The organism is Salipiger thiooxidans, from assembly GCF_900102075.1.
In the GTDB taxonomy this organism is placed as follows: domain Bacteria; phylum Pseudomonadota; class Alphaproteobacteria; order Rhodobacterales; family Rhodobacteraceae; genus Salipiger; species Salipiger thiooxidans.
In genome coordinates this window covers 1-20597 of sequence record NZ_FNAV01000036.1, presented here as the reverse complement: position 1 = coordinate 20597, position 20597 = coordinate 1, and the positions used below count along the sequence as shown (strand labels likewise).

21 protein-coding genes and 4 pseudogenes are annotated in these 20597 nt (G+C 61.7%); 11 read left to right on the top strand and 14 right to left on the bottom strand.

Translation table 11 applies throughout. The features are described 5' to 3' along the window. A pseudogene (locus BLQ77_RS26760) lies at positions 1-260 on the bottom strand (IS481 family transposase); the annotation flags it as partial. 49 nt (positions 261-309) lie between these two features. Then, a complete protein-coding gene (locus tag BLQ77_RS26755; protein WP_242661883.1) occupies positions 310-990 on the bottom strand; it encodes an NAD(P)/FAD-dependent oxidoreductase in 681 nt (226 codons plus the stop codon). Positions 991-1112: 122 nt separating this feature from the next. Between BLQ77_RS26755 and BLQ77_RS26750 the strand changes: the two genes are divergently transcribed. Beyond that, positions 1113-1583, top strand: a complete 471-nt coding sequence (locus BLQ77_RS26750; RefSeq protein ID WP_008885400.1) for an RrF2 family transcriptional regulator — start codon at positions 1113-1115, stop codon at positions 1581-1583. Positions 1584-1655: 72 nt separating this feature from the next. Here the strand turns inward: BLQ77_RS26750 and BLQ77_RS26745 are convergent, their stop codons facing one another. From BLQ77_RS26745 to BLQ77_RS26735, 3 genes are all read right to left on the bottom strand, one after another. Next, positions 1656-1940, bottom strand: a complete 285-nt coding sequence (locus BLQ77_RS26745; RefSeq protein WP_242661882.1) for a tyrosine-type recombinase/integrase — start codon at positions 1938-1940, stop codon at positions 1656-1658. Positions 1941-2148: 208 nt separating this feature from the next. Then, a complete protein-coding gene (locus BLQ77_RS26740; protein ID WP_089964129.1) occupies positions 2149-2559 on the bottom strand; it encodes a hypothetical protein in 411 nt (136 codons plus the stop codon). A gap of 29 nt (positions 2560-2588) precedes the next feature. Further along, positions 2589-2987 (bottom strand): hypothetical protein, encoded by a 399-nt coding sequence (locus tag BLQ77_RS26735; RefSeq protein ID WP_089964128.1) that lies wholly within the window; start codon positions 2985-2987, stop codon positions 2589-2591. Between the two features lie 184 nt (positions 2988-3171). Between BLQ77_RS26735 and BLQ77_RS26730 the strand changes: the two genes are divergently transcribed. Beyond that, complete coding sequence (locus BLQ77_RS26730; RefSeq protein ID WP_089964127.1) at positions 3172-3972, top strand: AraC family transcriptional regulator; 801 nt, start codon at positions 3172-3174, stop codon at positions 3970-3972. Between the two features lie 123 nt (positions 3973-4095). On the opposite strand, the gene BLQ77_RS26725 is transcribed toward BLQ77_RS26730, so the two are convergent. After that, positions 4096-4518, bottom strand: coding sequence for a MerR family transcriptional regulator (locus BLQ77_RS26725; protein ID WP_089964126.1), 423 nt, complete (start codon positions 4516-4518; stop codon positions 4096-4098). A gap of 248 nt (positions 4519-4766) precedes the next feature. On the opposite strand from BLQ77_RS26725, the gene BLQ77_RS26720 reads away from it, so the two are divergent. After that, the gene (locus tag BLQ77_RS26720) at positions 4767-5756 is read left to right on the top strand and encodes a cation diffusion facilitator family transporter (protein ID WP_089964125.1); all 990 of its coding nucleotides are present in this window, start codon (positions 4767-4769) and stop codon (positions 5754-5756) included. Positions 5757-6381: 625 nt separating this feature from the next. After that, positions 6382-6632 (top strand): annotated as a pseudogene (locus tag BLQ77_RS26715) (transposase); the annotation flags it as partial. A 292-nt stretch (positions 6633-6924) separates the two neighbouring features. On the opposite strand, the gene BLQ77_RS26705 reads toward BLQ77_RS26715, so the two are convergent. Continuing rightward, positions 6925-7857 carry an IS5 family transposase gene (locus BLQ77_RS26705; RefSeq protein ID WP_089964124.1) on the bottom strand — a complete coding sequence of 311 codons (933 nt, stop codon included), beginning with the start codon at positions 7855-7857 and terminating at the stop codon, positions 6925-6927. Between the two features lie 302 nt (positions 7858-8159). Here BLQ77_RS26705 and BLQ77_RS26700 point away from each other — a divergent pair, with 302 nt between their 5' ends. From BLQ77_RS26700 to BLQ77_RS26685, 4 genes are all read left to right on the top strand, one after another. Then, positions 8160-8939, top strand: coding sequence for a hypothetical protein (locus tag BLQ77_RS26700; protein ID WP_089964123.1), 780 nt, complete (start codon positions 8160-8162; stop codon positions 8937-8939). 62 nt (positions 8940-9001) lie between these two features. Beyond that, positions 9002-9403: a hypothetical protein gene (locus tag BLQ77_RS26695; protein WP_089964122.1), complete on the top strand. Its 402-nt coding sequence runs from the start codon at positions 9002-9004 to the stop codon at positions 9401-9403. Beyond that, entirely contained in the window at positions 9379-10497 is a 1119-nt protein-coding gene (locus BLQ77_RS26690) for a hypothetical protein (RefSeq protein WP_089964121.1), read from the top strand. The genes BLQ77_RS26695 and BLQ77_RS26690 overlap by 25 nt, the downstream gene beginning before the upstream one ends. A gap of 23 nt (positions 10498-10520) precedes the next feature. Continuing rightward, on the top strand, positions 10521-11546 hold the full coding sequence (locus BLQ77_RS26685; RefSeq protein ID WP_089964120.1) for a phage exclusion protein Lit family protein: 1026 nt from the start codon (positions 10521-10523) through the stop codon (positions 11544-11546). A gap of 446 nt (positions 11547-11992) precedes the next feature. On the opposite strand, the gene BLQ77_RS26680 is transcribed toward BLQ77_RS26685, so the two are convergent. Together BLQ77_RS26680 and BLQ77_RS26675 are read right to left on the bottom strand one after the other, a co-directional pair. Next, entirely contained in the window at positions 11993-13003 is a 1011-nt protein-coding gene (locus BLQ77_RS26680; RefSeq protein ID WP_089964119.1) for a hypothetical protein, read from the bottom strand. After that, complete coding sequence (locus BLQ77_RS26675; RefSeq protein WP_131822076.1) at positions 12996-13718, bottom strand: hypothetical protein; 723 nt, start codon at positions 13716-13718, stop codon at positions 12996-12998. Before BLQ77_RS26675 ends, BLQ77_RS26680 begins: the two co-directional genes overlap by 8 nt. 3 nt (positions 13719-13721) lie before the next feature. Here BLQ77_RS26675 and BLQ77_RS26670 point away from each other — a divergent pair, with 3 nt between their 5' ends. After that, positions 13722-14810, top strand: coding sequence for a hypothetical protein (locus BLQ77_RS26670; protein ID WP_131822075.1), 1089 nt, complete (start codon positions 13722-13724; stop codon positions 14808-14810). On the opposite strand, the gene BLQ77_RS26665 is transcribed toward BLQ77_RS26670, so the two are convergent. The 3 genes from BLQ77_RS26665 to BLQ77_RS26655 are packed head-to-tail and all read right to left on the bottom strand — an operon-like array spanning position 14811 to position 16678. Then, positions 14811-15434 (bottom strand): hypothetical protein, encoded by a 624-nt coding sequence (locus tag BLQ77_RS26665; protein WP_089964116.1) that lies wholly within the window; start codon positions 15432-15434, stop codon positions 14811-14813. It lies immediately after the preceding gene. Between the two features lie 24 nt (positions 15435-15458). Then, positions 15459-16070, bottom strand: coding sequence for a hypothetical protein (locus tag BLQ77_RS26660; RefSeq protein WP_089964115.1), 612 nt, complete (start codon positions 16068-16070; stop codon positions 15459-15461). After that, positions 16067-16678, bottom strand: coding sequence for a hypothetical protein (locus BLQ77_RS26655; RefSeq protein ID WP_131822074.1), 612 nt, complete (start codon positions 16676-16678; stop codon positions 16067-16069). The genes BLQ77_RS26660 and BLQ77_RS26655 overlap by 4 nt, the downstream gene beginning before the upstream one ends. A gap of 591 nt (positions 16679-17269) precedes the next feature. Here BLQ77_RS26655 and BLQ77_RS28555 point away from each other — a divergent pair. Together BLQ77_RS28555 and BLQ77_RS28550 are read left to right on the top strand one after the other, a co-directional pair. Continuing rightward, entirely contained in the window at positions 17270-18043 is a 774-nt protein-coding gene (locus BLQ77_RS28555) for a zinc ribbon domain-containing protein (protein WP_131822073.1), read from the top strand. Positions 18044-18409: 366 nt separating this feature from the next. Further along, on the top strand, positions 18410-19099 hold the full coding sequence (locus BLQ77_RS28550; protein ID WP_131822072.1) for an SMI1/KNR4 family protein: 690 nt from the start codon (positions 18410-18412) through the stop codon (positions 19097-19099). Positions 19100-19339: 240 nt separating this feature from the next. On the opposite strand, the pseudogene catB reads toward BLQ77_RS28550, so the two are convergent. Further along, a pseudogene (catB, locus tag BLQ77_RS26650) lies at positions 19340-19975 on the bottom strand (type B chloramphenicol O-acetyltransferase). A gap of 252 nt (positions 19976-20227) precedes the next feature. Beyond that, a pseudogene (locus tag BLQ77_RS26645) lies at positions 20228-20597 on the bottom strand (bifunctional hydroxymethylpyrimidine kinase/phosphomethylpyrimidine kinase); the annotation flags it as partial.

The following is a 20597-nucleotide window of genomic DNA, read 5'->3' as shown; positions in this document are numbered from 1 at the left end:
AGGCAGTCATCAAGCGGCAGCAGCGTGTGGCGCCGAAACGCGACGATGGCCGCCTCCTCAGCCTCCTTGAGGACCGTCGAACGTGGCTCCTTTGGGCCGGTCTTTAGATCATCGACCGTCTGCCGTTTACGCCACTTCGCAACCGTCTTTGGGTTGATCCCCAACTCCCGGCTCAGCGTCGCGAGCGAAGCTTGCGATCGCTGTATTGCTGCTCTGACGGCGTGCGTGGTCGTGGCGCTTCCGTGACGAACCTGTCCCATAGGGCATCCTTCCATTCCTTCGAAAGGATCACACCATCAAACCGTGGGATCAAACAGCTAGGAACAGCCCCGCCAGCGCGACTTCACGGCCGTCCTCCAGCCGCACCCCGTCAAGCGCCGGGGCGGTGCCGATCAGCGCCGCCACATGCGTTTCCTCGACCGTGACGCCCCGGGCGGTCAGGCTCTGCCGTTGTTCCCCGGTCGGCGCGAGCGTCCCTTGCGTGAAGAGCGTGGTCTGCCCCCAGTCGGGCAGCAGCATCGCCAGATGCAGCGCCGCCTCGCCGCGCGCCAGAACGCCTACCGGACCGCCGTTCAACTCGTAGCCGTGGCAATAGGGGCAATGCAGCACAGTGGCCCCCCAGCGTTCGGACAGACCCGGCAGATCGGGCAGGCTGTCGCGGACGCCGAAGGCCAGGACCAGCCGCCGCGCGGTGATGTCTGCCCCCTTCGCCACTGCCACCCGAAACCCGTCCCCCTCGCGGGCCGCTGACGCCGCCGCGCCATCCCGGAAGGACAGCGTGGGGTAGGCCGCGAGTTCGTGTCTGAGGGCCGCGCGGATGTCCTGCGGAGCGTGCCCGTCCTGCCCGGGAAACCCGTGCGAGGCGGCGGCAAAGCGGTTGCGGGGTGCGCCGGTGTCGAGAACGCAGACCCGCCTGCGGGCGCGGGCAAGCTGCATGGCTGCGGCGAGCCCGGAAAAGCTCCCGCCGATGACGAGAACATCGTAAGTCATTGCGTTTCCTTTTAATGTATCATGGTAAGTTACATGATTCGTCGCACCCCTTCAAGACATGAAACTATCGTTGTTACGTGATTGCTGCTAAGGAGCCTGGAAAGACAAGGAAGGGAAACCCCATGGCGCGCGATCTTCGTATGTCCCGGATGCTGCACGTCCTGATCCACTTGGACCGGCACGTTGGGCGGGCCACTTCGGAGCAGATCGCTCAGATGATTTCGACCAATGCAGTGGTGGTGCGCAGGATGATGGCGGGGCTGCGCGAGCGGGGGATCGTGTCGTCGGAAAAGGGTCACGGCGGTGGCTGGCAGCTCGCTTGCCCGCTGGCCGAGATCAGCCTGCGCGACGTCTACGAGGCGGTCGGCCACCCGCCGCTGTTCAATATTGGCCCGCAGGCGGATCCCTCGTCATGTCTTGTCGAACAGGCGGTCGACGCGCGACTGGACGCGACGCTGGCAGAGGCCGAGGCACGGCTTCTGACCCAATTCGCCGCGATCACGGTGGAGGAGGTCGCGCAGGATTTCGAGCGTCGTTTCGACGAAAGCGGCCATACGGTGCCGTTCCCCTGGCATGGCGCGACGGGGGAATGATCGGTGGGGGCACTATCTGTGCCGAGATTGGGGCAATGTGAGCCACCAGAAGTCATTTCAGATGTGCTAAAGTCAGGCGACCCGACTTGCCGCAAGCGCATGGAGACCCTCCGCGCGGAGGTGGGCGTAGCGGCGCAGCATTTTCCAGTCCTTGTGCCCGGTGACAAGGGCAACCTGTTCAATGGAGAAACCTGCCCCGAACAGTCGACGGGTCGCTTCGTGGTGCAGATTATGAAAACGCAAATCCTCGATGCCCAGAGTACGGCAGTCCCGTCGGAATGCCGTGCGGATCGAGCGTCCGTTGTAGGGGAAGATTCTGCCACGATTGCCCACCAGTGCACGTTGTTCTTCGATCAACGCGCATCCGGGTCGGGATCAAGCTGTCTGTCCGTTTCCGAAGCGCGAAGCCGACAGAGCAGACACCAGTATCGGTTTGCCCCTGCACCAGCGGACCGTGCGGGATACCGCTCGGCACGACACCTGCGCCGTAGCCCGACCGACCTGGGTTTGAGCGAAGCTTGCAGTCTTCCGAAAACCGTCTTCGCACGGCCCGCTCAGCCGTTCTTCAGGATGTTGCAGGCCCCGCGCCCTCTGACAGCAGGGTCTCGGCGACATCCATCGCCTCTTTGCGAGTCACTGCAATCTTCAATGGAAAACCCCAGAATTTGGAAAAGACCGCGCCGAACGTCTTGAAGGCCAGACGCTTGGTGGCGCTCGGCTCAATCACGATCATCGCCCGCACGAGCGTCCGCAATTCGGCCTTGTGCTTCTTCATCCACAGCGCAGTGCGCTTCCTTTCTTCCTGGCTGTGGTCGTGGTCTTCGTCTTCGGTCGGAGCATTATCGCTCAGGATCACAAACGGTGCGCCGCGCCTGAAGCACGCCTCGAGTGCCGCGAAATCCTCGTCGTGGTCGTGATCGGGCGCTTCGTCATAGTTCATCCAGACAAGCGGAAAATTCCTGATATCCAAGGGCATGTGTCGTCTCCGAGAGAGAATGTAAGGTTTCAGGTCGAGCGAATGTGCTGCCATGTAAAGAGAAGCGCGACCGCGCCCGGCAGCGTGACAGCCAGCAGTTCCAGACCCACAAGATGGCCGCCATCGCGCAAGCCATCGAAGACGCCAGCGAGCGTGCTCATGACGAACAGCAGACCGCCGAGGACGAGCATCGCCCAATCGGTCGCGCGCCTTGCGGCCAGCGCCAGCAAGGGCGGGACGACCCAGGCGCCATAGAAAATCGACACGCCCCACAAGGCGGCGGGATCGAACGTCATGGCCTGCATCGTTCCGCCGCTGCCGACATAGACGTTCAGATAGGAAAAGCACTGGATCGTGACAAAGAGTGCGGCGCCAACTGCAGGGATGAGCCATGCGAGCGCGAGCTTGACCGGGGCATTGTCGATCACGTGGAAACTCCTGTGCCTATGTGTCGGGCAGGTCAGCTCTGCCCCTTCAGTGGCGGAGCGCGATCACAAGATCCGCCAGCCGCCTCTGCCTCACAGCAATACGCCGGCCGGCGCGTGGCGTCATTGCGCAACCCTGCCACGATATGTTTCAATCCGGCCTGATCTGAGAATGCCGAGGTCTGAGATGTATCTGGACGTCCGTCGCGACTGGCTCGCCTATGTCGACGAGATCCCGCGTGCGCTGGTGGCAGCCAACGCGGTCGCCACCCTTGACGCCCTGGAGCAATCGCCCCGGCACCACCATCAAAAGGCGCAACTGCTCTTCACAGTGCGGGGCGTCGTCAATTGCGAGGTCGACGGCGCAGTCTGGATCGTACCGCCGCAATGCGCCGTGTGGATTCCCGGCGGGCTGCCCCATTCCGTTTTCGGCTCGGGCGAGGTGGAGTGTCTCTCGCTCTTCATTGATCCTCCCGACTCCGCGAACCTTCCGAAGGACTGCTGCACGATCACGGTGTCGCGTTTTTTCCGCGAGTTGCTGATGCGGGCAAACGCTCTGGCAGATCTCTATGACGTCGACGGTCCGGATGGCCGGATCGTGTCCGTTCTCTTCGATGAGCTGGCGGTGGCACCGGTCGAGGACCTCTGCCTCCCCATTCCCGGCGATCCGCGCCTGAAGAAGCTCACCGACCTGTTGATCGCGGCGCCAGCGGATCATGCGAGCGTCGCAGAGTGGGCCTCCCGCGTCGCGCTCAGCGAGCGCAGCCTGAGCCGCCTGTTGGCCGATGAGGTGGGCATGAGTTTCGGCCGCTGGCGCCGACAGTTGCATATCGTGCTTGCCTTGCGGCGGCTGAGCGCGGGTCAGTCGGTTCAGGCGGTCGCCATCGATCTCGGCTATGAAAGCGCCAGCAGTTTCGTGACCATGTTTCGAAAGATGGTCGGCAAGCCACCAAGCCGCTATCTGCTCGAACGGAACCGTTCACGATAAGGAAGAGCGACAGGAAGTAACGAGTGTCGCCCACAATCGCCGCATAGCGAATGCTTCGGCGCGCCGTTCACCTCGACATGGGACGTGTTCACCTCAAAACCTCCTTGTGACCCCACGCAGGTCTCAGTGCTCGCCTTCGCACGCCTGATGGTCGGCCAGAGCGTGCAGCACCCGGCATGGCTGCCCGTCGGACTGACCGTCGCAGGCATTCACGACACGCACCAATTCAGCCTCCAGCCGCCGCAACCGCGCGATCCGATCCCGGACTTCGATAATCCGATCCTTCGCGATGCGGTGCGCGTCTCCATGGGCAGCCTGGGGCGCCTCCTGCAACGCGATCAGTTCGGCGATGGCGTCGAGGTCGAAGCCCAGCTGCCGGGCATGAGCGATAAAGGACAGCCGGTCAAGCTCGGCATCGCCATAGCGGCGTTGCCCCCCGCCCGTGCGGCCGGGATCTGGCAATAGACCGCGCCCCTCATAGTAGCGGATCGTCGTCACCTTCACGCCCGTGCGCTTGGACAGCGCACCGATGGAATGGCCCTGCATCGCGATTACCCCTTGAAGCTACAGTGGCTGTAGATCGTATCTACCATGGGGACGAAACGAATCAAGAGCACTGCCATGACCGACCGACGCCTCCGTAGCCCCGACCTGCCGGGCTACGATGCCCCCACAATCCACCACGGGATAAACGCCCGCGTCACCGACATCCGCCGCGGGCGCGTGCCCCCTATCCCCGGTGGCGAGCACGTCGCGCGCCCGGCTGACAAGGGCCTTCGGGCGGAGGGGCGGTGATGGGACACGATCACAGTCACAGTCACAGTCACAGTCACAGTCACAGTCACGGGCACGATCATGCACACGGGCATGGTCATGCGGGGCATTCGCACGGTCCGACCCTCTCGGCCAATGACACCCGCGAGGCGCGCCGGTCCAAGGAACGCGCCATCCTCATCGCCGCGGCCCTGACGGGCGGCTTCATGGGGGCCGAGGTCATCGGCGGGCTCATCTCCGGTTCGCTCGCGCTTTTGGCCGATGCGGGTCACATGCTGACGGATTTCGCCTCGCTTCTGCTGGCCTGGTTCGCCTTCCGGCTGGCACGGCGACCGGCGGACTGGAAGCGCACCTACGGCTTCGACCGCTTCTCGGTGCTGGCCGCTTTCGTGAACGGGGTCACGCTGTTCGCCATCGCGGGGTGGATCGTCGTCGAGGCCATCCAACGCCTGCGCGATCCGCATGAAGTGCTGGGCGGGCTGATGCTCTGGGTCGCCGTGGGAGGGCTCGTGGTGAACATCCTGGCCTTCTGGGTGCTCAGCCGCGCGGAGGGCGACAACCTCAACGTCCGTGCCGCCGCCCTGCACGTCATGGGAGATCTGCTCGGCTCGGTTGCGGCGATTGCGGCCTCGCTCGTCATCATCTGGACTGGTTGGACCCCCATCGACCCGATCCTGTCGGTGCTGGTCGCCCTCATCATCCTGCGCTCGGCGTGGTCCGTGGTGCGCGAGAGCGGCCACATCCTGCTCGAAGGCGCACCGGCGGGCTTCGACGCCCGCGCCGTCGCGGCCGACCTGGAAGCCACGCTGCCCGGCGTGGCCCGCGCCCATCACGTCCACGCCTGGTCGATCACGCAGGAGCGGCCCATGGCCACGCTGGAGGTCGAGCTCGCGCCGGGCGCGGTGGCGGACGATGTGCGCCGCGCCGTGAAAGGCCGCGTGCGCGAGACGACCGGGATGGAGCACGTGACCGTCGAGGTGACGGCAGGCGCAGAGCGCCGGACGGGTTAAACGCTGTCCATCCACAGGCTGGAACGGGCCATGGGTGTATCCGGACACGTCAGGCCTTTGCGCGTAGCGTTGCGAAAGCCTGGTTTGTCCAAGGTTTGTTGCTGCTGTCATCGCGAGATGCAGCGGCGACAAATCTGACAGTGAGGAGAGTTGGGGCGGCTTTTCATCCCTCGACGGGATGCCACACGTGCGCATGGCAACGTCGGGTAAGTCGTACCGCGGTGTCGGTCTTCCCGTCGAAGGCCCGGTCAGGGCCTGGAGCACCATGTGCCTCTGCCAACCGCGTTACGCTGTCCGCCGCAGCGCCGCTTCGAGCCCTTCCACGACATTCGATAGCGCCACGATAGTATACCAGAGTGGCTGATCGACCGACCATGGGTGGATCGGACGTCATCAGCTCCAGAGCCTGCACCGCGCGCGACACATTGCTGCGTCTAACCGTGCGAGCGCAGGTGTTGGAGCTTTTCGGAGTTCCTCACGATCCAGATCGCCGCTATCCGGCCATTCCGGATTGAGAGCGCGGTGGTCTGCGAGACGCCGTTTTCGGTGGAGAGGGGCTCTGTTGTACAAATTTCGTGAGCGATTCATCTTGTGAATCCAGAGTGGTAGCTGGGATGCATGAGCCCCCCGAGCCTACAGGACCAGGAACTGGCCTGCCTGCAATGAAGCGCTCGAGCGCCGGGGCTCGCTGACGATCCGTTGACCGGCATTGCATTGCGCAGCAATGTCACGAGAGGTTGGTTCGATCCCACCATGACCTGGGATGCCGCACCGACAGGCAGGCGTGGCCGGCAGCGGACCTGCAGCGACGCCGCCATACAGTCGTGCCTGACGATGAAGGTGTTGTTTGGCATGGCCCTGAGACAGACGACAGGTCGCGATGGTCCTGAGAACCTGCGCCTTTGTGCGACCGATTTCCTTTACGGCCTCTTCGGTGTAGCGCTCGATCGCTTTGGACCGCAGAGGGTCGGAGACGTTCAGGCCTTCCAACGCACCAGGCTTTGCAAGCTCTTTCTCACGTTTCTCTATCCAGGCGGTGGCCGCAGGGCGTCTGTCAAATGTCTTCGTATCATGATAGGAGGTTCCTTCTCGCATCACTCGCACGCGCGCAAGGGGCGCTGTTGCACAAATCAGATGATGACCGCAGTTCCCCTTTCTCCGGACACACTTATCCCAGTGCCACGGTTACCGGGATGCCGAGGGCAGTGAAGCGGTTCATTACCGCCGCGCGGATCTGAACTTCGGCAACCTGGCGGTCGAAGTCGCGGGACATCAGCTTCTGTCCGAGTAGCTTTACGCAGTTCATTTTCGTCTCCACCCTGCTACGTCGGTGGTAGCCGCTCCAGTTCCGCCACAGCGCCCGGCCAAGATGCTTTGACGTCCGCAGTATCTCGTTGCGCGCTCGGGCTCCTGCCGTGTCCGGCTTCCAGGGTCTCGCGTTGCGGCGGGGCGGAATGATTGCTGCCGCACCGCGGTCAGCGATGGCGTCGTGGCAGGCGCGCGTGTCGTAGGCACCGTCTGCTGTAACGGTGGCGATCTCCTGATCCGGGGGCAGCTGGGCAAGCAGGTCCGGCAGCATCGGCGCGTCGCCGACATTGCTGGAGGTGACCTCGACCGCCCGGATCTTCAGCGTTTCCTCATCGATCCCGAGGTGGAGCTTGCGCCAGACCCTTCGTTTCGAGCCGCCATGCTTGCGCGTGTGCCACTCGCCTTCGCCTTCCACCTTGATGCCGGTGCTGTCCACGAGCAGATGCAGCGGCCCCTTGGAACCGCGATACGGGATCGTCACGTTCAAGGTCTTCAGGCGACGTGACAGAGTGCTGACGTCCGGCACGGACCAGCCGAGCCCGGACAGTTCAAGCAGGCTCGCCACGAAACCGGTCGCTTGGCGGAGCGGCAGCCCGAGGAGTGTCTTGAGGGTGAGGCAGGCCTGGATCGCAGCGTCGCTATAGGCCTGCTGACGGCCGCGACGCCCCGACGGAATGGCTTCCCAATGCATCGAGGGATCGAACCAAACGGTCAGTGATCCGCGCTGCCTCAGCGCCTGATTGTAGCTTTGCCAGTTGGTGGTCTTGTAGGTCGTCTTCGGAGGTCTGCTCATACCTTCCGGCTACTACATTGGATTCGCGAGGTGAATCCCTCGCCTCTTTGTGCAACAACGCCCTCAGATGCGTGTTGTCTCGCGACCTATGCCTATCCCTCAAGCTGACGCTCTCGTGGGCCTAGGTGCAGTTCACTGCTATCATCTGGTGTGTCTGCAAAGCGCCCATCTCGGTCATTGTGCCGCGCTGTAGCAGCGCCGGAAAGCTGCCGCTTGATACGGCAACCAGAGACGGACAAGGGGCGTTGAGCCGACGTCCGCTCCGCCAATCATGAATGACCGCGATGCGCGGAAGTGGCCCGATGGCAGCGCAGAAAGGTGCCCGCAGCGGCTCCAGGAATGCGGACGTCCGTGCGCGGCGCAGCAATCGCTACTCCTCGCTCTCAGCGGTCGCCCCCTTGACGCAGCAGCGGACGGTGACCGCGTATTTGCCTGTCCTGTTCCATGAATGCTCCCATGTCGTGCGCGGTCATTTGCCGTTGCTCCGACGATATCGGTCGCAAGCGAGTCTGTGCGTTTTGGATGAGTTGATGGTACGCCGCGTCGGAGAGACGCCGACGGCCTTCCCCTTGCGCGATGTCGAAGTGGATGCCGACATCTTCGGTGCCAGCCTTTCCAGCGAGTTTGCCTTCGCGCGATCATGCCATCTGGGCCGCTGGCGACACATGACTGGGAAGGAAAACCTGTTTGCTGAGTTTGTCGGCTATGCGCTTTTCGTCGCCGGGCAGGAGCGGCTAGCTAAGGAACTCGTCGGGAGCAGCGTACGATATCCGTCGCCGCAATTCCGTCTGATCATCCATGGCGTCGGTCACCAAGCACGCTGGATCAAAGAAAATCCAAGCGGCAACTACTTTGAGGACGTGCTCACACCCGGCTTCGAACTCTTGGCTCCGTTGGAACCAGCTTTCCCGGAAATCGACATGTTCCGCGACATTGCTGACGGGTCGGAATCCTCGGATCTTAGGCGCGAAGTTGATCAATACTTCGCGCGCACCGCTGCAGAGCCGGACGGCATCATCGCAAAACAAGCATTGACCTGCCTATGGGATGATCCGCTACCGTCTCATCTCGGCCTGCTGTGAGCTGGTCGGAAAAGTAGTTTGCAACACGGCCAAACGTTAACGCCCCCACTGGAGATCAACGCATGATCATCGAAGAATATTTTGATGAGAGATCATTGAAAGCGACCATTAATGAAAGCATGCCCGACCTAATCGATGCTGATTTGCCCGCTATTGCTGACCGTTTCGCATCTGAGATGATGGGAGATAGCCTTGGCTTGGCGCCGGGAGACCTGTGGCATGCGTTCAAATCAGAAATGTACCTTCTAGTCTGTACCGACGACGCAAAGTACAAAGCTTTGAGAGAAGCAGCTGCACGCCACACGAAGAAGTCTCAAGTTCCGCTGCTGTCCGCGATCGCGGTATTCGTAGGATCGAAAATCGGCGTGGAAGCTGGGTTGTTGTCACCCTATGTGGCGCTCTTCTTTGCGTGGTCGATGAAGGTCGGAAAGGAATCAGCATGCCGGGCGATCGGCGGGTCGTGATGCAGGATCAGGCAGCTGAGGACTTTAAGACATTTGCAAAACGCTATGGTGGAGTCTTCGATATGCGCGCTTTCGACCACCCATCGTCGCCGCAACGTTGGATTGTTGAAATCCTTGGTGGACTGGAGACACTGACGCGCTCCTATGTGGGTGACCGGAATGGGAGAGGGGAGGTCTACGCGGCGGAAAGCGGGCTTTTCGAGAACATGGATGTGAACGGTGCAGCGTCGCGCCGGTCATCTGGCTATCTGTTTGGAATGACCCTTGGCGTTCCTCTGCGCCTCGCGAACGCAACCTTGCTGTTGGCGCATGACGAAGCGTCCGAACCTCGGGCAAAGGCTATCGATTATCTGCTTTCTGCACCGCCCTCCGCCGAGGACCCGGAGGGTTTCGAGGCGGTGATCATGGAAGCCGCAGATCCGCAGGCACTAGCTTGGTCGCGTTCGATGACGTTTTTTTCGGTCGGGTTTGTCTGGATGCATGAAGCCTTTCACACGCTGATAGGCCATGTCGACTTCGCTCGCGATATCCTAGGGCTCGACATGGACGAGTTGAGCCTGACGGCCAACGATCCCTTTTATCATGAAGTGCTTCAGGCAATGGAACTCGATGCCGACGGTGCGGCACTAACGAACTTCTGTCTGACGGTCGCCGGACGACCGCGATTTGGTATCTGCGCCGACGGTAACCTTGATCCCCCCTACCGTGTGGCACAGGCTGCGGAAGGGGCATTTATCGCTTTGGCCGCAATAGAAGGTCGCCGCAGTCCATTAGCGCATGCAAGCGAGACCTCTCACCCTTGGCCTAGCCGAAGGATCGCGTCGGCACGCGGCCTGCTTTCAACCTTCGAGCGCCGTGGTCAGCTGCCGAAGGGAACCATGGTTGAGTTGGCCCGGCGGATCGAACGCCTTCTGCCACATGTCCAAAACCCACAGATCCTGTCGCTACTGTCAGTTCTGACGACCGACGGCAAAATCGCCGACGGAGATGCGGGGCGCCTAAGCGAACTGATCCAACTTGGTCGATCTGAGTTGAAGGTCTTCGAAGAGACCTCCTTCGCACCGCGTGTTCGGCTGAACGGGTCATCGAACTAGGTAACAGCAGGAGGCGATCCGGCATGGGTTGGAAGGAACACCCATACGCGCTGGCAGCGGGCGGCGCGGTGAGCCTTCTCGATCAGACTGACCACGGGTGCCCTGCTTTCTCAGTAGCCGCCCAGGTTCTTGAGCAGAACCGTTCCTTCATCGCTAGGCACAAGCTGGGCGGGCCGGAGTTCGAGATTTGGCTATTGCCGAGTTCCCTCAAAGCCAACGCCCGCGCGTTCGATCTTGGTGCGGTGGGCGCCGTGTTCATACATGGCGGACTGCTGACAAGAATCTGGGATGCACTGGCGCGCGTTGTTGCGGGATCGTTCTTTCTGGCGAGCCGTTTTGCGTGGAAACAGCCCGGACCCGATGCGGACGTCCCCGGCGGGACATGGGTCGTGGCGAACGACAAAAGGTCGGCCTACTTTTTGGAGGCCTTTGGGCGAGCAGTAGAGTTTGTCATTTTCCATGAGATCGCGCATCTCCGTCGGCGTCATGTTCGGCGCTACCGCGATGCGTCCGGTCATGACTTTATCGATGAGGCCTTTGGAATGGCCTCAGAGGCCGTGGTGGGTTCGAAGCTATTGCAGCTTTTGGAGTTCGATGCCGACGCGACGGCGCTGGAGATGTGCTTAAACGCTACCTCGTGGTTTCGCGCGGAACGGGGCGAGGGATCGAGCGCCCTGGAACCAGACCACCTCACCAGCGAGCTTTTTCTTCGGCTCCTGGCGGGCCCCGTGACCTTTCTTGCTCTAGATTTGGAGGCAGAGCAGTCAGCCGTAAGCTACCTCGGGCAACATCCTCCGTCGATTCATCGTGCGATGCGCTACACGTTGCTATTGGGAGACACGATCCGCTCTCTGACGCCCGAGGCCGACATCGAGCCGTTCGTCGATCAGGCATGGACCGAACTGGGTTTTCTGGCCCGACGATTAGGTGTCGATGGCGGTCGTTGGCATCATCGACGGGACGAGCTTCACGCGTTCGAAAAATTGGACCGGATCGCCGACGAAGCGAATGCATTCTCCCTGGCGATCGATCGTGAGATGTCGTCTTAAGAAAAAACTTAGCAGCTAGATCGAAGCATACAGCATCCTGCGCGGAGCCGCATACCTCGCTCCGGCGATGTCGCTCGTTTCAAGGAAGTGCACCCTATCGAGACGGCCAGACGAAACGGTTCGGCCGTTGCAATAGCGTCCCTGACGACGATTGAAACGCCTTGAAAGGCAAGTCTGGGGCCACACGGAGCACCGTGCTGCGACCGCAGCGCAGTTCGCCGGAGCCGACATTCGTGCACCGCGCAGCATCCGGACAAAGGGGCTCAGAGCCGTCGTTCGCAGCGCGACGTACGAAGGTCAGCTTTGTGCCGGGAGCGACGGCCGCCGCTGCCTGCTAGGCGCACGACCCGATGCGTCGCCGCATGACCGCTCCGAGCCCTAAGCCGACGGAGCGGGGCGTAGGAAACTCGACTGCAGTGAGTGTCGCAGCAGCTTGGTTGGTCGACTCAGCCGCGTCCACTTCTTGGGGCGAAGAACTGCAGGACAGCTACGCCGCCCGTGAGCAGTGTTGCGAAGAAGACAAGTATCGGGTCCGCTAGGAGCGCATTGACAATGGTTGGCCGGGTCGAGACCGGTTCGGAAAGGTAATAGAGCGCGGTGAGCAGCACGGGGCGGGATTCCGAGATCGCCGTAACGCGGAACAGATGGGAGTCCGGGTCCGGAACCGAGATGTTCAGTCGAGTCTCGGCAGCCGGCGCTCCGAACGGGGTGGAGCCGAACTTTGAAACGCAGCTCGCGTCATCTGCTACGCACTCCCCCCGGTCACGAATATAGAAGTAGGCGCCGGATCTGAGCTCGCCGCTTCGGAGGATCTGCCGCTCTTGCGTGAGCCAGCTCGTTGGCCATGTCCCGCCCCTGATTTGGTAGTTGCCTGCGACGACGGAGATCCGGTCAGACTCGCTGGGGCTCGCGCCGATGACGGCGCGGCCGGTAACGACGAGGCTACCGAATGACTTGGCAGCGGCCGCGTTCAGGGTGATTCCGCCACCTTCCAGCCGCGCGACGTCGGTTCCCGAGTAGCCTTCGGGGATCTTCTCCACCACGAGGCTGATCCGATCGGGCTCGGAATAGAGCAGGATGCGCGTACCCGCCGGAAGCGCAAGGTCGAAGCTTTCGCCTTCCGCCTCGTCCTGTCTCGTTGCTGCGCTGGGTGTTAGCATGTGAGTCCTGCTGATGCAGCCGAAGGAGGAGCCACGTAGCGTGAGGTCCGGGCGTTTCCTCTGACGGCAAACCAGAGCGTTCTGAAAGAACTTGCCGCTGAGTTCGCGCTCGAGCGTGATGCGAAGGGTGCCTGTGTCCGCCTCGACGATGATGGTTCGCTGAGCGAACCGATCGTAGAGGACGTTGCCAATCACTGCAGCCAAGACGAGCGCCAACAGAAGCGCGAGCTTGAACCACAGCGGCCAGCCGGCGCTACGGCTGCGAGTGCTCCCACGCTTCGCCTTCGCCTCAGCCACGCGCGAAGACCGGTAGAATCCTGATATCGAACACCTCTTCCGAGTTGCTGCGCACGACGAAGAGGGTCAGGCGAACCGTCGCTTCCGACGGCAGCTCGTCAATCTGCACATCGCAGCGAGCGGTGTACTTCAGGCCGGCCAGTTCCGTGACGTTCGCGCAGTTCCTGATGGCATCCGCCCCGCGTCCCCATGCGATCGAGACGGGGTTGCCCGCGGAGTTGACGTAAACGTGCAGGGTTTTCGGCTGTGCACCCGGCTCTGCCTTCCAGTGGACGGGGATGAACGTGTCGCTGCGGTCGCCGCAGCGACCGGCCTTGACCAGGGCAACGGCCGACCGCTCGGCCAGAAGGTCCGCTTGCTGGCCCTCGTACGGGAAAGGCGCCCGCGTCCCAGCATAACTTGGGGCGATCAGATAGGTGTTCTCTGCCTCGTAGCGGCCATCCTTGGTCACAATGCGCACACAGACCGGGCTCGCCGCGCTGCTCTCCGTCCAGTCGGGAGCGACGCCGGTCACGATCGAAGGCTCCCGCGTGGAGGCCTCGTCACCCGTCAGCATTACGCCCATGACGATGTCGCCCGAGACCTTGGAGTATTCGCTGACACGTTCTTGGAAAGGACCCTTTTCCAGCGCGATCCCCTGTGCAAGGCTCGTCCCGGAGACGGTCGTGAAAAGAGCCAGCGCGGCCGGAAATATCTTGATGTGCACGGGTTTCATCGAATGCTCAAAAGACGCAATACGAAAAAGATTACAGCATTCCTCCTGATCTGGCTAGCCTTGGCGCCCGCCGCTGCGGCGCGGGTGGTTGGCATCGAGGACGGTGCGGGATCGGGTTTTCTGTTCTCGCATCGCGGCAACTGCTTCCTGATCCTGCCGGGTCATGTGCACGGCAACTACCGGAGGGGCATTCGTGTCGGCACGCAGGCCGGCGGAGCGATCGGGTCGGCCGACATCGTCTATCAAGCGCCGGGCGAGGCGGATATCTCGCTGGCGCTGGTCAAGGGCGGGGTAACGCGCGACTGCGGTCCGGTTTGGGCGGACCTGCCGCGCAGCCTGTCCGGCGCGCTGGAGATCGGCCGCATCGCGATCATCGAGAGGGCACGGCAGAGATCAGCAGAGGGGCGACGCGTGGTCCTGCACAGCATAGACTTTCGCCAGGTCCGACTTGTTCCCGCCGAGAGGGAGAAGCCAGACCTCTTCGGCGGGACGAGCGGTGCCACGGTTTTTCTGGACAGTACCCCGATCGCCATGGTGCTTGAGGCCGAGGCGGCAGACGCGGTCTGGGCGACCCGTATGGACGAGATCGTGAACCTGCTCGCGCGGTTCATGGGCGAAGTGCCGCCGGTGCAAAGCTGCGGCGAGGGGGTCCTATCCGCCGCCTGCGCGGAGAGCCGGGCCCCGGTCGAGGGTGATCCGTTCGAGGTGCTGGCTTGGTCCGTTCACCCAGTGGAGGGAGCCTCCGATCCGTCGGCTATGGTCGCCGGCGGCGCGCCCTATGTCGCTCCGCTCGTTCCCGGTGAGCCGATCGTATTGGAACTTGCGCTGACGGGCACCGACCGGCTGAGCCGCGTGCGCATCGTTTCGGAACCTTCCGACGACGCGTCGGTCCCCAAGGACATCGAGGTCATGACAGACATCTCGGAGGGCGCCGTGCGGCGGCCCAACCCGATGCCGCGCCGCGACATGTCGCCCGACGGCGTCTACGACAACCGCGTCGGCGAACGCTTCGCCAAGACAGTGACGATCCGCATCAGCTCGTCGTGGGGCGGCGGCTCGCCAGTGAGGATCGACCGGATCGTGATTGAGTGATCACAGGCCGAGGTCGACGACGATCTCGGTGCGGATGCCCCCGATCATCGGAGAACCCACGAGCCGACCCGCCTCGTCGAGGTCGAGCTGTGCCCATGATCCGCCCACGTAGGTGCTGATCTCGCCGGAATTGATCCTGAAGAGGCAGTTCCGTGGTGAGGGCACAGCGTCATTGATCAACCAGCAGTTCGCCTCGTCGAGGTATTTTCCGATCTGGAGCGGCACGCGTGCGCTCTTGTCCGTATTGGTGGTTCCGTTGAATGCCGAAACCCGGTTCCTGAAGCTGTTCGGCATCTCCCCGTCCTCGGGAAACCAGCGCGAGACGAGGATCGGGCGCGACCCAAGGATCGCTCCGACCGCGGCCAGCCGGATGTCGGTGTTGGTGCTCGACAGGCCGTGCTCGATCGCCATTTGCCGCTGATCGGCGTCCCCCTTTGCGATGAGCAGGCGCATCGCAGTCAAGGCGCGATCAGAATCGGGGTCGTTCAATCTCTCGCGAAATGCCGCCATCTCGTCGTCGCGGGCGCTCATCGCCGCATCAAGGTCGCCGAGGCTGACCTGCGCCTCTGCCGCAAACGCGCTCAGCGCAAGAAGACATGCCAAGGCATGCTGCCGGATCGCCATACTGCTCCTCCCTCTTTCAGACTGTCACTCGTAAAGATCGACGTTGGCATTCGTCAGGTTGTTGTTGATCGCCTGCTGGCCTGTAAGTTGGCCAGAATTGTTAAGCGTGTAGTTGCCCCAGCTGTCCCCGAAGTTGAGGCTGACCACCTCTCCCCGCATCCGGGCGAAGCACGGCGTGTATGCGCCGTGGACGTAGGTCCAGCACTCCTCGTCCTCGTTGTAGCCCGCGAGTTTGCGCAGGACTTCGGAGGAATTGTCCTCGGCTACAACGCCGCCGTTCTGCTGGATGGTGCGAAAGTAGTAGGTGTCTGGCTCTTCCGAGACCGGCTCGAACTTCATCACCAGCGTCGGCGAGGAATCGAGGATCGCCCGCAGGGTCGTCGCCCGGATCGCCATGTCCGTGCTTTGCAGTCCGTGCCGCAACGCCAGCCGGCGCTGCTCAGGGTCGCCTTTGGTGATCAGCAGCTTGAGGACGGCGAGTGCTCGGTCCGGGTCGGCGTCGTTCAGCCTCTCTTGGAACGCCTGCAGCTCCTTGTCACGGGCGTCCATCAATGCGTCGGCCTCTTCCAGCGTCACCTGCGCCGATGCCATCGACGCAAGACAGGCGGTGATCAGGATTGTCGCAATTCGTTTCATCTGAATTCAATCGTTGCAGGATAGGTGTGGCGAGATTCGTTGGAGGTCACACGACCGACCAGCTTGCCGGCTTCGTCGAGCGCGAACTGGCCGGCGATCCCCGGGTTCGGATCGTACTTGATGTCGACGCGCAGCCCCGAGACGCTGAGGCTCCGCCCGAGGTAGCACCCCGAGGAACGTCCGTAGAGGTTGATACACTGGGTCTCGGGATACTTCTGGTTCAGGGGCCAAGTCTGGATCTCGCCGTACCAGTTACCAAGCGCCGCCTTCTCGTCTTCGCCGATTTCGGACGTCTCGATTATCAGGGTGATCGCGTCCTTGCGCGACAGCGCCTCCCACAGCGCCCGTGCGCGCAGCCGGCTGTCCGTCGCCGACAGGCCGGTATTGACCGCAACCTCGATCATCGTCGGATCCCCGGTCGCCACCATCGCATCGAACGCGGCCAGAGCGCGGTTGGTATCGGTGCCCTGCAGGATGCCAATCAGCTGCTCGTACTGGCCGCTGCGCGTTTCGATGTCGGCCATGAGGGCCCCGATATCGATTTCTTGCGCTGAAAGCGTTGTGGCGATGGAGATCGCGCCGAGGACCGCGACGGGAAGATACTGCACGTCAACCTCCATTTGCCCGGGCAGGGACTGAAGAATACTCTGGCATTATTCCGATTCCCGACCGGACCCGCAACCGTATCCTTTTCAGGACAATTGCCCGTCACAATCCTATCATTCATGCATGAGCAATCCGCGGCTTTTCGAGCGCGAACAGATAGATCGGCTGCCGGTTACGGATCATAATGACATTCCAAGCGAGGTCTCCTTCCAAGCACAGAGGCCCGGCAAGACAGGAAGACGTGGCGTCGCGCCTTCAGGCCACAGCGATTCTGCCGCCAGCGTACCAAGCCTGCTAGTCCCGTCCTCCGAACTTCTGCGTCGGCTGACGAAGGTCCGGACTGCGCAGCTTGCGCCCTTTCAGGAGGTGATGGCGCACGGCAGTGCCGTCCGCACTGCTGACTGTGGCCTACCAGATCATGCTGCACGATGGCACGGATGACCGGTTCGAGGAAGCCGCACCGCAGCGCCAACCGTCCCTGCGGAGGGCAGCTTTGGGCCGCTTGGAACTGAGCACTTGGCCAAAGCAATTGACTAGGATCGCCCAAGTGCCGCATGAGTGCTTCGAGCTATTTTGTCCGGATGATTTGATCAATGACAACCTCCGAGGATTTTCATCAGTCTTGCGTGGCATGTAAATTACGGGTCGAAACAGGTGCCACCATTTGTCCTCACTGTGGAACATATCAGCAGAAGTGGAGGCGAGTTGGCGGCCGAACGGTCGTGCTGCTAAGTGCCGCCGCTGCCCTGTTGTCGCTCGTCACTGCAGCTGTCGCGCTGTACCCTCAAGCGGTTTCGGTCGCGTTTCCACGGTCCACTGCAGAGCTTCTGATGCTCTCGTTTGATGCCGTGTCGCATCGACGCGAGCAGGCGAGGATAGAGATAATCAATACGGGCAACCAAGATTTGCACCTGAACAGTTTGGTTCTCTCGGTTGATCATAAGAACTTGCCTAAGAATAGCCAAGAACTCGCGAAAAACCCCCGCGGCAACTACGTCATTTCTGAGTGGTTGCGCGTTGGAGAGGCGAGGATATTCTTGATCCCGCTAAAGCGAGACACAACGACTTGGGTGGTGAGGTCCATTGAAAATTTTGATGCAACGAATGCCGCCTTTGTCGAAAAAGGGCGGGACGTTTGGCGGTGCTTTTCGATTTTGCCAATGAGCATGCGTAGTGGAGAAGCGATAACACCAGAAGAGTTTATCGAAGTTGATGGTCTTGTGGGCCTAACTGGGGAGATCCGATACACAACGGCATCGAAGAGCATTGTGGATGCTCTCAGTCTTGATCTTCCGTTCAGAGGTGCGCTGTTTGAGCGGCAACACCCCAAATGCAAGGAAGTTCTTGATCACTCCATGACCGACTGAGCTCTCGTTCGTGAAAGGAAATGTTTCGCGTCATTTCTAAGTATCCGCGACGAATCTGAGCGTTTGGATCTTTGGTTCTTCGATATTGATCGTACACTTCCGGCGAACCTGAAGAGAAGTCAGGGAGAGCTTTCATGGCAATGTCTGCTTTTCTGAAGTCGCACTATAATAGCCCAAAACAAGTCAATGACCGGTATGGGCCGTCAGCGACGACCCGGCTGGCCGAGGAGGCCGTGAGGCTCGCGGCACCGCCGCATGTCTGCTCCGAGCCCAAAGTTGCTGGTGCTGTGGGATCCAAGTATGTCGGCTTTACGTTCGTTGACTTTATGATAGCGTCAGAATGACCTCCTAAGGAGCTATGTAAAAGTGTCAGTGGTAGAAGCACTTGAGCGCATCGACCGGCTGTTGCGTGAAGAGTACGATCCCCTTGGATTCAATGAATTTGAAAACGGCGCCTATCAGACTGGGCATACTCCTCATGGAGGACAATTCTCATATCTATGTTGGCGCTACGCGGGACTGGACGAGGAAGGCCTCGAGCATGCCGATGCCGAAGCAGAAAGGTACATTCCCGAACCATACCGAGAGCTGCTTGGCCATATGAATGGAGCACGCCTGTTGGGCGTCTCTTTGTATGGCTCAATTGGCGGCTCAGTGGACAGATCCGGCGTCGGAATAGGGCAAGCTGTCAGCCTTCGGTATCAAAACGTCATCGAGCGCCCCGCCTACATTCCGGCTGGCCATTTGGGTATTGGAGCGATCAATGGCGAGTGGATGTCACAGGGACAGCTTTATCTCGCGTCCACTGGCGAAGTTGAACTCTACCATAAGGACTTGGACTTGATCGGTGCAAAGTGGCCGTCACTTGAAGACTTCCTTGGCGACGAAATTCCTCGTCGTACCACTCTGTACGATGGGCAAGGCCGCGAACTTGACAAATCGAAGCGACTCCCAGGTGACACCGGGGATTGGGAGCGGCTTGCAGAGGAAGCTAAACGCAAGGCAAAAGGCAACGGATTCTGGAGCCGCATTCTTGATCCGTTCCGTCGCAAGTGAATTGGCCGGAACATTCACTTTCAGCCTGTCGGCGCCAGAAAAACGGTCATTGAAAACACCTCGCCGGACGGTAGCTTTGTCCGCTCAGCGGACCCTGGATGTCGGAAAATGCTGCGCGACGCACGAACGACCGCTTCGGTGAAGCTGCGCCGCGGCGTGGTAAACAAGTCCCAAGGTCGGCAATGGGCCGTCTGCGGACCTCCGAGATTCCTCGCGCGGAGGTCCGCCGTGCGCTTTAGCTCAACGGGCGCGAATGGTGGCGGTCCAGTGCGCGTGGAGCGCTTCGATGTCGCCGCTGGTCAGGATCGGCATCGCGGCATGAAGCTGGTCGTCGGACCACTCCCACCAGCGCAGCTCCAGCAGCAGGCCGATGCGCGCCTCGTCAAATCTCTTCCGGATGGTTCCGGCCGGGTTTCCTCCGACGATGGCATAGGGCTCGACATCGCGCGTCACCACGGCACGTGTGCCAGTCACCGCGCCGTCGCCTATCTGGACACCCGGCATCACGATGGCTTCCGACCCGATCCAGACGTCATGTCCGATCACCGTGTCTCCGGCCGGACGGAACCCGTTCCGGGCGCCTTCGAACGCGGGAACCTCGGACATCCAGTAGAAGGGAAAGGTGCTGACCCATTCGTTCCGGTGACCCTGGTTGCCCGCCATGAAGAAGGCGGCACCCGATCCGATGGAGCAGAAGCTGCCTATCCGCAGGCGATCGACCCCCTCGTCCGGCAGGAGATAGCGGGCACAGTCGTCGAAGCTGTGGCCATGGTATTAGCCCGAGTAGTAGCTGTAGCGTCCGACCAGGATGTTCGGATTGGTCACCTGTCTGTCCAGGGGAACGCCCCGGAAGGGGCTCGCGAAGTAGTTTTGCATTTCAAACCTCTGAATGATTGGCCTGCATGCTGCGCATGCAAAATTTGCGCCACCGCAGTATGCGGCGCGCTACTGCCCCGTGCGTCAGCGCAGGGCGGGATTCAGATGGTTCGGTCCGCGGACTTCATCGGGTCTTTTGCCTTGTCGGTCTGCTCCCAAGGGTAAACGAACTTTGTGCAGAGGCAAGCCGGGCCCGAACCTCCGCTGCCGCACCGTGCCGCGAGGAGGCCGCCATCTGGCAATGAGGGCGGCTCAGCCAGACCCAAGCGACAGCAGGGCGCGACGGAACTCAGGCTCGCTCAGCACCACCTCGCCGGCGCCGAGCGCCTTCGCGTGGCTGAGTGCACGGGCGGTGAGGGGCTGCGCCATCTCGACGGCGCGGGGCAGGGGCAGGCCCCGCCCGATCCCGGCGATCACCAGCCCAGCGAAGAGATCGCCGGTGCCGGGCAGGGCAATGGGAAGGCGCTCGGTCGGGTGGCGGCTGATGCCGTCGGGGCCAAGGATGACCGTTTCAAGCTGACCTTCGGCGGTGTCGTCGAGCACGCAGCCGGTGGCGACCAGATGCGCTTCGGGCGCGATGTGCAGCGCCTCGCGCGCGGCCTGAAGATCCGCCAGAGTGCGG

Excerpts from the sequence above, each read along its gene's own strand:
- BLQ77_RS26755 (WP_242661883.1), bottom strand. The coding sequence starts at position 990 with ATGACTTACGATGTTCTCGTCATCGGCGGGAGCTTTTCCGGGCTCGCC.
- BLQ77_RS26750 (WP_008885400.1), top strand. The coding sequence starts at position 1,113 with ATGGCGCGCGATCTTCGTATGTCCCGGATGCTGCACGTCCTGATCCAC.
- BLQ77_RS26740 (WP_089964129.1), bottom strand. The coding sequence starts at position 2,559 with ATGCCCTTGGATATCAGGAATTTTCCGCTTGTCTGGATGAACTATGAC.
- BLQ77_RS26730 (WP_089964127.1), top strand. The coding sequence starts at position 3,172 with ATGTATCTGGACGTCCGTCGCGACTGGCTCGCCTATGTCGACGAGATC.
- BLQ77_RS26725 (WP_089964126.1), bottom strand. The coding sequence starts at position 4,518 with ATGCAGGGCCATTCCATCGGTGCGCTGTCCAAGCGCACGGGCGTGAAG.
- BLQ77_RS26720 (WP_089964125.1), top strand. The coding sequence starts at position 4,767 with ATGGGACACGATCACAGTCACAGTCACAGTCACAGTCACAGTCACAGT.
- BLQ77_RS26705 (WP_089964124.1), bottom strand. The coding sequence starts at position 7,857 with ATGAGCAGACCTCCGAAGACGACCTACAAGACCACCAACTGGCAAAGC.
- BLQ77_RS26700 (WP_089964123.1), top strand. The coding sequence starts at position 8,160 with ATGGCAGCGCAGAAAGGTGCCCGCAGCGGCTCCAGGAATGCGGACGTC.
- BLQ77_RS26695 (WP_089964122.1), top strand. The coding sequence starts at position 9,002 with ATGATCATCGAAGAATATTTTGATGAGAGATCATTGAAAGCGACCATT.
- BLQ77_RS26690 (WP_089964121.1), top strand. The coding sequence starts at position 9,379 with ATGCCGGGCGATCGGCGGGTCGTGATGCAGGATCAGGCAGCTGAGGAC.
- BLQ77_RS26685 (WP_089964120.1), top strand. The coding sequence starts at position 10,521 with ATGGGTTGGAAGGAACACCCATACGCGCTGGCAGCGGGCGGCGCGGTG.
- BLQ77_RS26675 (WP_131822076.1), bottom strand. The coding sequence starts at position 13,718 with ATGAAACCCGTGCACATCAAGATATTTCCGGCCGCGCTGGCTCTTTTC.
- BLQ77_RS26670 (WP_131822075.1), top strand. The coding sequence starts at position 13,722 with ATGCTCAAAAGACGCAATACGAAAAAGATTACAGCATTCCTCCTGATC.
- BLQ77_RS26665 (WP_089964116.1), bottom strand. The coding sequence starts at position 15,434 with ATGGCGATCCGGCAGCATGCCTTGGCATGTCTTCTTGCGCTGAGCGCG.
- BLQ77_RS26660 (WP_089964115.1), bottom strand. The coding sequence starts at position 16,070 with ATGAAACGAATTGCGACAATCCTGATCACCGCCTGTCTTGCGTCGATG.
- BLQ77_RS28555 (WP_131822073.1), top strand. The coding sequence starts at position 17,270 with ATGACAACCTCCGAGGATTTTCATCAGTCTTGCGTGGCATGTAAATTA.